At 68.4% G+C, this 9453-nt stretch carries 9 protein-coding genes; 6 read left to right on the top strand and 3 right to left on the bottom strand.

The window, feature by feature from the left end; genetic code table 11:
- Both Y706_RS0116435 and Y706_RS26000 read left to right on the top strand, forming a co-directional pair.
- Nucleotides 1–183 (top strand): hypothetical protein (locus tag Y706_RS0116435; RefSeq protein WP_028277454.1); only part of this gene is annotated, 183 nt, incomplete at its 5' end.
- Nucleotides 184–381: 198 nt separating this feature from the next.
- Nucleotides 382–1359 carry a LacI family DNA-binding transcriptional regulator gene (locus tag Y706_RS26000; protein WP_084476199.1) on the top strand — a complete coding sequence of 326 codons (978 nt, stop codon included), beginning with the start codon at nt 382–384 and terminating at the stop codon, nt 1357–1359.
- A 16-nt stretch (nt 1360–1375) separates the two neighbouring features.
- On the opposite strand, the gene Y706_RS0116425 is transcribed toward Y706_RS26000, so the two are convergent.
- Nucleotides 1376–2287, bottom strand: a complete 912-nt coding sequence (locus Y706_RS0116425; protein WP_028277453.1) for a DUF8083 family protein — start codon at nt 2285–2287, stop codon at nt 1376–1378.
- Between the two features lie 31 nt (nt 2288–2318).
- Nucleotides 2319–3125 carry an exodeoxyribonuclease III gene (locus tag Y706_RS0116420; RefSeq protein WP_028277452.1) on the bottom strand — a complete coding sequence of 269 codons (807 nt, stop codon included), beginning with the start codon at nt 3123–3125 and terminating at the stop codon, nt 2319–2321.
- A 131-nt stretch (nt 3126–3256) separates the two neighbouring features.
- Between Y706_RS0116420 and Y706_RS0116415 the strand changes: the two genes are divergently transcribed.
- From Y706_RS0116415 to Y706_RS0116400, 4 genes are all read left to right on the top strand, one after another.
- Nucleotides 3257–4756 carry a CoA-acylating methylmalonate-semialdehyde dehydrogenase gene (locus tag Y706_RS0116415; RefSeq protein ID WP_028277451.1) on the top strand — a complete coding sequence of 500 codons (1500 nt, stop codon included), beginning with the start codon at nt 3257–3259 and terminating at the stop codon, nt 4754–4756.
- A complete protein-coding gene (locus Y706_RS0116410; RefSeq protein WP_084476197.1) occupies nt 4756–5895 on the top strand; it encodes an enoyl-CoA hydratase/isomerase family protein in 1140 nt (379 codons plus the stop codon). Before Y706_RS0116415 ends, Y706_RS0116410 begins: the two co-directional genes overlap by 1 nt.
- Nucleotides 5888–6847: a 3-hydroxyisobutyrate dehydrogenase gene (gene mmsB / locus Y706_RS0116405; protein ID WP_028277449.1), complete on the top strand. Its 960-nt coding sequence runs from the start codon at nt 5888–5890 to the stop codon at nt 6845–6847. The genes Y706_RS0116410 and mmsB overlap by 8 nt, the downstream gene beginning before the upstream one ends.
- Nucleotides 6848–6915: 68 nt before the next feature.
- Nucleotides 6916–7695 (top strand): enoyl-CoA hydratase, encoded by a 780-nt coding sequence (locus Y706_RS0116400; RefSeq protein WP_028277448.1) that lies wholly within the window; start codon nt 6916–6918, stop codon nt 7693–7695.
- Between the two features lie 16 nt (nt 7696–7711).
- Here Y706_RS0116400 and Y706_RS25995 read toward each other — a convergent pair.
- The coding region (locus Y706_RS25995; RefSeq protein WP_043436326.1) for a diflavin oxidoreductase at nt 7712–9453 on the bottom strand (1742 nt) is incomplete at its 5' end.

Raw genomic sequence — 9453 nt, 5'->3', positions numbered from 1 at the left:
ATCATCATCGGGTTCCTCGGATTCTGGACCGTGGTGCTGCTGGCGGTCACCGTCTGGATGGAGGTGACCGCCCAGCCGGCCCTGTTCTGGGCCCTGGGCCTGCTCGCCATGCTGCTGGCCCTCTACGGCATGATCCGGCTGCGCCGGCGCCTGCCCGCAAGGACCGCCACCCGGCAGAACTAGGAATCTGAGCAGCTTGTTGGACAATTCCAACCACGACCAGCACGAACAACGAAGAGTTCCGGCCACAATCATCTCTCCGGAACTCTTCGGCGGGACCGCCACACTCATCGATATGCGGATCCTCCCACTTCAAGAACCTCAACCAAGCGTCCTGCCTTAGCGGGGCCAAACCACTCACTCCTATCCGGGTAGGCCTACATGGATGTCTGCCCCAATGGGGCCGATCCACCCGCCCTGGCACCGCCGAGGAGCAGAAGCCGGACACTGCCCGTACCCCTTCAATGGGAAGTCCCCTCGGCGTCCGGCCTGGCGACGGGCCGGACCAAAACCATCGGCGTGCTGGCCCCGTTCGTCAGCCGCTGGTTCTTCTCCAAGGCCATCGAGGGCGCCGACCGGGAACTGCACTCCCGGCAGTACAACCTTTCCCTCTTCAACCTCGGCGGCCACGGCAGCCACCGTGAGCGGCTCTTCAGCAAGACCATGGTCTACAAGCAGATCGACGCCCTGCTGGTCCTCTGCATGGCGCTCACCCACGAGGAAATCGAGCATCTCCAGAAAATCGATATCCCGCTGGTGGTGGTGGGAGGTCATGTCGAGGAGTGCCCCTACATCGGCATCGACGACTACGCCGCGGCCGCCACCGCAGTGCGCCACCTGATTGGGCTGGGCCACACGGACATCGCGCTCCTGCACGGCGACGACGAAACCGACCTCAACTTCGACGTCCCCAGGGTCCGGATCCAGGCTTTCCACGACATCATGGGCGAGGCGCGGCTGCCCGTCCGGGCCGAATGGGACCTCTGGGGGGACTTCACCGTGCGCAGCGGTCAGGAGGCATTCCGCCGCCTTTGGGCCGCCGACGGTCCCAAGCCCACAGCAATCTTCTGCGCCTCCGATGAGATGGCCATGGGCATCATCTTCGAGGCCAACAAAGCCGGTGTGCGCGTCCCGGAGGACCTCTCGGTCATCGGCATCGACGACCACGACTTCGCCGAGGCCATGGGCCTGACCACAGTCGGGCAGCGCCCGGACCAGCAGGCCGAACTCGGCACCAAAATGCTGCTGGACGAGCTCGACGGCATTTCCGGCTCCGTGCAGTCGGCTGTGGCGCCGCACCGGCTGATCATCCGGACGACGACGGCGCCGCCGCTGCGCCAGTCCGCGCGGCTCCGCTAGCGGCGTTCGGGCCGGGCTAGGACGCGCGGGCCAGCTGGCGGATCGGCACCCAACGCGAGGCCAGCCGGCGGTAGGCCGCAGCGGCGCCGGTCATGTCCCCCTCCGCCAGGCACTCGATGCCGAGGCGTACGTCCAGCGGCGAATCATCCGGATAGACCTTGTCAGCCACCCCGCCGTAGTCGAGTTCCACTGCCGAGTCGGGGTGGAAGAGCTCAAGCCATTCCGTGAGCTGGGTCAAATCCTCAAGCATGTCGAGATCGGGCGCGGCGAGGGCCAGGTGCGCCACCGCGTAGCTCACCCGCTCCAGCGCGTTGCCGATGCCGGCGCGGATGCGGACCGTCACAATGTGGCCGTCGGCTTCGACGACGTCGGTGGGATCCGATTCCTGGAAAAGGCAGAACCAGCTGAACGGAATGCCCCACGTGGACGCCCTGGTGTGGACCCGGCTCAGGCCATCGTGGGCGCGCACCTCATCAATGCGTTCCTGGTGTTTGTCCCGCTGTTCTTCCGGGATCAGCAGCTGGGCCAGGGGCCCGTGGATGCCTTCCATCAGGGCATTGGCGGCCAGCCCGGCGCGGAGGACCAGCTGGCTGGGGCAGTACAGCAACCGGTCGGGCTGCGGGGCGGCCGCTGTCCCGGACGTGACGACGTCGAGCGCTGCGCCGGACGGGGCCCGCCTGGCCGGGACCGCGACAACGCGCACCAGATCGGTCCGGCCGGTGGGAAACGGATCCCCGTCGGGCCGGGTGATGCGGCCCAGGGACGCCAGGAGCTCGGCGTTCTCCACAGCCGCGCGGGACGCCTGGCCGGCGCCGGCGGCCTCCAGGGTCTTCCGTTGCTGTTCGGGGAACGCCTCGAGGGGCTCGTAGATCCGGAGCGCGGAAGAGAACGGCAGCCCGGACTGTCCGTGGTAGATGCTCCCCGTCATTGGATCACGACGCTTCCCTGGCCGGCAGCCATTAGTCCGCCAGTTCCGCAATCACCGGGGCATGGTCCGAGGCGCCCTTGCCCTTGCGTTCCTCGCGGTCGATCATCGCACCGGTGACCCGTGCCGCCAGGGCCGGGGAGCCGAGGATGAAGTCGATCCGCATACCCTCCTTTTTCGGGAAGCGGAGCTGCGTGTAATCCCAGTAGGTGTAGACGCCGGGCCCCGGGGTGTGCGGGCGGACGACATCCTGGAAGCCGGCCTCCTCGAAGGCGTGGAAGGCGGCCCGCTCAGGTTCACTGACGTGGGTCATGGCGTTGGCGCGGAAGAAGTCGATGTCCCAGACGTCATCGTCCTGCGGCGCGATATTGAAATCGCCCATCAGCGCGATCTGCGCCTGGGGGTCCTCCTTGACCCAGGTGCCGGCGTGGGTTTTCAGGATGTCCAGCCAGTTGAGCTTGTAGGGCATGTGCTCATCGTCGAGGGCGCGGCCGTTCGGGACATAGAGGCTCCAGACCCGGACGCCGCCGCACGTGGCGCCGATGGCGCGGGCTTCCTGCACGGCGTCCTTGCCGCTCTTGCCGAACACGGGCTGGTCCAGGAAGGTGCGTTCGACGTCGTCGAGTCCCACCCGGGAGGCGATCGCGACGCCGTTCCACTGGCTCAGGCCGAAGTGCGCCACCTCGTAGCCCATGTTCTCGAAGAGCTCCCAGGGGAAGTTCTCGTCCTTGCATTTGGTTTCCTGGATGGCCAGGACGTCACAGTCCGTGCGCTGAAGCCAGGACTCTACACGGTCGGCGCGGGCACGGAGCGAGTTCACATTCCAGGTAGCAATCTTCACAGTCCCTAACTTACCGAACTTGGCCCCCGGACGAAGCCGCCGGTCGGCTCCGTCCTCTGGAAATTAGTAGGAAGTCCGAGTATATTCGGCTGAAGAGATGATCTAGGTCACATGCAAAGGAGCATTCGGTCATGGTTCGAGAACTATCCCATTACATTGACGGGCAGCGGGTTGAGGGCACCTCCGGCCGGTTCAGCGATGTGTACGATCCCTGCACCGGCGAGGTCCAGGCCCGGTTGCCGCTGGCCAGCACCGAGGAAGTGCGCAACGTGATCGCCAGCGCCGAAAAGGGGCAGGTGGAATGGGCCGCGATGAATCCGCAGCGCCGCGGCCGGATCCTGCTCAAGTTCGTGGACCTGGTCAACGAGCACATGGACGAGCTCGCCACCCTGCTATCCTCCGAGCACGGCAAGACCTTCCCGGACGCCAAGGGCGACATCCAGCGCGGCATCGAAGTGGTCGAATTCGCCGCAGGCGCCCCGCACCTGCTCAAGGGCGAGTTCTCGGACAACGCCGGAACCGGCGTCGACGTGCACTCGATGCGCCAGCCCCTCGGCGTCGTTGCCGGCATCACGCCGTTCAACTTCCCGGCCATGATCCCGCTGTGGAAGTCCGGGCCGGCTCTCGCCGCCGGCAACGCCTTTATCCTCAAGCCCTCCGAACGGGACCCCTCCGTGCCGCTGCGGCTGGCCGAGCTCTTCACCGAAGCGGGCCTCCCAGACGGCGTCTTCAACGTCGTCAACGGGGACAAGGAAGCGGTGGACGCGCTGCTGGAGGATCCCCGGGTCCAGGCCATCGGGTTCGTCGGCTCCACGCCCATTGCCCAGTACATCTACGCCACCGCCGCGGCGAACGGCAAGCGCGCGCAGTGCTTCGGGGGCGCCAAGAACCACATGGTGATCATGCCCGACGCGGACCTGGACATGGCCGCGGACGCCCTGATCGGGGCAGGCTTCGGCTCCGCGGGCGAGCGCTGCATGGCGATCTCGGTGGCCGTTCCGGTGGGCCGGAAGACCGCGGACGTCCTCGTGGAGAAGCTGCAGGAGCGGATCGCCGGCCTCAAGGTCGGCCACAGCCTCGCCAAGGATTCCGATTTCGGCCCGGTGGTGGCGGCCTCCGCAAAGGACCGGATCGAAGGCTACATCGCCTCCGGCGTCGAGGAAGGCGCCAGCCTGGTGACCGATGGCCGCGGCCTGAAGGTGGAAGGCTACGACGGCGGCTTCTGGGTCGGACCCACGCTGTTCGACAACGTCACGAAGGACATGAAGATCTACAAGGAGGAAATCTTCGGCCCGGTCCTCAGCGTGCTCCGCGCCGAAGACTACGACGAGGCCCTGCGGCTCTGCAGCGAACACGAGTTCGGCAACGGCGTGGCCATTTTCACCCGAGACGGCGACGCCGCCCGCGACTTCGCCAGCCGGGTCCAGGTGGGCATGGTGGGCATCAACGTCCCCATCCCCGTGCCGATTGCGTACTACACCTTCGGTGGCTGGAAGGCGTCCGGATTCGGCGACCTCAACCAGCACGGGGCCGACGCCTTCCGCTTCTACACGAAGACCAAGACGGTCACCAGCCGCTGGCCGTCCGGCATCCGCCAGGGCGCCAGCTTCATCATGCCGGAAGGCAGCTGATGGGGGCGGAGGCTGCGCGGGTAGCGGACAGTGGAGCAGCGGCCGGCGAACCCTTGGCCGGGGAAGTGGCGTTTGAACGGCGCGGCCACCTGGGCGTCGCGACCCTCAACCGGCCCGCGGCCGTCAACGCCCTGACGGCCGGCATGGCCGCCGCGATGCTCGAACAGCTCACGCTTTGGGCCGACGATGACGCCGTGGCCGCGGTGCTGGTCCGCGGCGCCGGGGACCGGGGCCTCTGCGCCGGCGGTGACATCGTTGCCATTTACCGGGACATGCTCGACGGCGGGGACGCCACGGCGGAATTCTGGGCGGTCGAGTACCGGCTGAACCTGCTCATCTCCGAATACCCCAAGCCGTACCTCGCGTTTATGGACGGGCTGGTGTTGGGCGGCGGCGTGGGGATCTCGGCCCACGGCTCCGTACGGATCGTCACAGAACGCACCCGCACGGGCATGCCCGAAACGACGATCGGGTTTGTTCCCGACGTCGGCGGTACCCTGCTGCTCGCCGGCTCGCCGGGGGAGACCGGCACCCATGCGGCCCTGACCGGGGCCCATCTGAGCGGCGCGGACGCGCTGTTCCTAGGCCTCGCCGACTGCTTCGTGCCCTCCGGCCGTTTGCCGGACCTGGCGGCAGCGCTCGAAACCGAGGCGGCCGAGGCCGCAGTCGCCCGATTCGCCGAACCGGCACCGGCTTCAGTCCTGGCCGCACAGCAGGAATGGATCGACGCCTGCTACTCCAGCGACGACGCCGAGGAAATCCTGCGCCGGCTGCGGGCCTTCGGTGGGGAGGCGGGCGGGGAGGCCGCCGCAGCCGCGGACACCATCGAGGCCAAGTCGCCGACGGCGGTCAAGGTGGCGCTGGAATCCCTGCGCCGGGTCCGCGGCCTGAGCCTGGAGCAGGCGCTGGAGCAGGAGTACCGCGTCGGCCTGCGCTTCCTCGACGGCTCGGACTTCCGCGAAGGCATCCGCGCCCAGGTGGTGGACAAGGACCGCAATCCCCGCTGGAAGCCCGCCACCCTCGCCGAGGTCACCGGGACGGACGTCGCGGCCTACTTCGCCCCGCTGGGCGGGCGCGAACTGAAACTCTCTCCGAAGGAGAAGAACGCGGAGAAGAACAAGGAGAAGAACCATGTCTGACGCAGGAGCCCCGGTTACCGGCACCATCGCCTTCCTCGGCCTGGGCCACATGGGCGGCCCCATGGCCGTCAACCTGGTCAAGGCCGGCTACCGGGTGACCGGCTTCGACGTCGTGCCGGCGGCCCTGGACGCCGCCCGGGAGCACGGCATTCCCACTGCCGGGACGGCTGTCGAGGCGGCGGCGGGCGCCGCCGTCGTGCTGACCATGCTGCCCAGCGGCAAGCACCTCCTTGACGCCTACCGCGGCACGGGCGGTACGCCCGGCCTGCTCGAAGCCGCCGCCCCGGGCACCATGTTCCTGGACTGCTCCACCATCAACGTGGACGAGGCCCGCGAGGCCGCAGAACTCGCGGTCGCGGCCGGCCACCGCGCCGTCGACGCCCCCGTGTCCGGAGGCGTGGTGGGCGCCGAGGCCGGCACGCTCACGTTCATGGTCGGTGCCCTCCCGGAGGACTTCGAGGCCGTCAAGCCGCTGCTGGAAGTCATGGGCAAGCGGGTGGTCCACTGCGGCGCGCACGGTGCCGGCCAGGCGGCCAAGATCTGCAACAACATGATCCTGGGCGTCTCGATGATCGCCGTCAGTGAGGCCTTTGTGCTGGGCGAGAAGCTCGGCCTGACCCACCAGGCACTGTTCGACGTCGCTTCCGCCGCCTCGGGACAGTGCTGGGCGCTGACCACCAATTGCCCCGTGCCCGGTCCGGTCCCGACGAGCCCCGCCAACCGGGACTACCAGCCGGGCTTCGCCGGGGCGCTCATGGCCAAGGACCTCAACCTGGCCCTCAACGCGTTGCAGAGCACCGGCGTAGCGGCCCGGCTCGGGCCGCTCGCGGCCGAAATTTACGATACGTTTGCCGCGGAAGGCGGTGCCGGCCGGGACTTCTCCGGCATCATCACCGACATCCGGGAAAAGTCGGAAGCAGGCAAATCCGAGGCAGGCACGGCCGGGCACTAGTCCCGGACCGAAGCCAACGCGCAACATCAGCACCAGAACCTGACCAGCACCACCTAAGGGGACCACCCATGACGGAACAGTACGCAAACATCCTGGTGGAGCGCCGCGGCCGCGTGGGCCTCGTGACGCTCAACCGGCCCGAGGCCCTCAATGCCCTGAACAAGGCCACGATGGACGAGCTGGTGAAGGCAGTCGCCGGGATGGACGCGGACCCGGGGATCGGTGCCGTGGTGGTGACCGGTTCGGCGAAAGCCTTTGCGGCCGGCGCGGACATCAAGGAAATGCAGTCCAAGGGCTACATGGACATGTACGCGGCGGACTGGTTCCGCGGCTGGGAGGACTTCACCCGGCTCCGCATCCCCGTCGTGGCAGCCGTGTCCGGCTTCGCGCTCGGCGGCGGCTGCGAGCTGGCGATGATGTGCGACTTCATCATCGCCGGGGACAACGCCAAGTTCGGCCAGCCGGAAATCAACCTTGGCGTGCTCCCCGGCATGGGCGGCTCGCAGCGCCTGACCCGCGCAGTGGGCAAGTCCAAGGCGATGGACATGATCCTGACCGGCCGCTTCATGGACGCCGAGGAGGCCGAACGCGCGGGCCTCGTGTCCCGGGTGGTCCCCGCCGCGGACGTCGTCGAGGAGGCACTGAAGGCCGCCGAGGTGATCGCGTCCAAATCCAAGCCGGTGGCGATGGTGGCCAAGGAAGCGGTGAACGCCGCGTTTGAGACCGGCCTTGCCCAGGGCGTGCTGTTTGAACGGCGCGTGTTCCACTCGCTGTTCGCCACCGAGGACCAGAAGGAAGGCATGGCCGCCTTCACTGAGAAGCGGCAGCCGGAGTTCAACCACCGCTAGGCGGCACCGGCCGGCCTCAGGTGAAGATGTCGGCCACGTACCTGCCGTGGGTGCGCTCCACCTCATCCATCCAGGCCTCGGCCTCCGCCTTGGAGGCGCCGGTCGCTTCCTGGTAAATGAGGGCGCACGTGTCCCGGACCTGCGGCGCCATGTGCTTGCCGTCGCCGCAGACATAGACCGTGGCGCCCTGCCGGACCAGCTCGACGACGTCGGCCCGGTCTGCCCAGAGCCGGTCCTGGACGTATTTCAGGCCGTCCTCGGGTGCGGTGGAAAAGACCGGCCGCAGATCGAGGTTGGCTTGGTCCGCCCACGACGCGAGTTCCGAGCGGTAGAGGAAGTCGGTGTCCGGGGCGCGGCAGCCGAAGAACAGCAGAGCAGGTGCCGGCGTCGTCTCCTCGGCCTCGGCCCGCAGCGCCCGGTCCTGGACGAACCCGCGGAAGGGGGCCACTCCCGTCCCCGCGCAGACCATGATGAGCGGGACCGCCAGGGACGGCGGCGGGTGGAAGGCCGCGTTCGAGGGGCGGACAGTAACCGCGACCCTTGACCCGGGCCTGGCCTGGGCGAGGTAGGTCGACGAGGCCCCTTCGAAGACCCCGCGGCCGGACCACGCCGGAGCCTGGATGACGGCGAAGGTCAGGGTCACGTGGTCGGGGCTCCACAGCGGGGAAGAGGAGATGGAGTACCGCCGGGGGGTCAACTGGGTCAGCAGTTGCAGGAACGAGGTGAACGACAGCTGGCATGACGGATACGCCTCCAGCAGGTCAAGGATGGAAACGCGCTTGTCGAGGATCTCGGCCGCGTACCGCCCGCGGTCCCGGGCCACGGCCTCAAGTTCGGCGCGGTGGGCAGGATCGGCCGCGACATCCGCCAGGTCCTCGAGCTGGGTGCGGGTGGCGGGGACTGCGAGCTCCACGTAGCTGCTCAGCAGTTCGCCCACGGCCACCGGCGCGCCCGTGGGCAGGAAGGTGTCCCCGCGCTCCATGCTCAGCTGGACGTGCGAGTCGTAGTCGAGGTTGAAACGGGCCAGGGCCCGCTGCACGAGTTCGCTGGGATTCAGGGGCAGCACGGCCAGATAATCCCCGGTCCGGTAGCTCATCCCCTCGGGCAGGGCGATCTCGACATGCCGCTTGGACCGGGCGCCGGGCTTGGCCAGATCGACCAGTTCCCGGTTCGCGACGACGGTGCCGAGCGCCAGACCGTTCTGGCGCAGCATCGGGTCCCGGACGTTCCCGACAAACTGCAGTTCCAGCTCGGGCTGCGCTGTCGGCGGGCTGGTCCGCTGCCCCAGGGCGTCGTCCACCGTGGGCCAGAATCCCGCGTACCACTCGTCGAAATCGCCGAAGAAGTCGCCGCGGGCGTTGGCCTCGCCCCGGGCATAGATCCGCGTGGCACCAGCAGCCTCGAGCCGGGCGTCGATGGCCTTGGGGACCTCCTGGTACGTCCTCGCCCAGTCCTTATTGCCGTTGCCGAAGACCGTGTACCGGACCCCGGCGAGGGTGCCCGGCCGCAGGCCCTCGGTCCAGGCCACGAATTTTCGGGCGTTGTCCGGCGGCTGCCCCTCGTAGGAGGACGTCACGATCGCGACGAGACCCTCCGTGGGCAGCCCGCCGGCCGCCTCGTCGAGCGGACCGATGGTGGGGCTGTAGCCGCGCCGTCCGGCGTCGTTGGCGAGGCGCTGGGCGAAGTCCTTGGACGTGCCTGCATTGGAACCGTAGAGCACCCGGATCGGGACGCCGTTGGGCGCGGCGGCCGCCGCTG

This window comes from Arthrobacter sp. I3 (assembly GCF_000520575.1).
Lineage (GTDB): Bacteria > Actinomycetota > Actinomycetes > Actinomycetales > Micrococcaceae > Arthrobacter > Arthrobacter humicola_A.
Note: the sequence above shows the minus strand (reverse complement) of the source record. Positions and strands in the feature narration are given on the sequence as shown.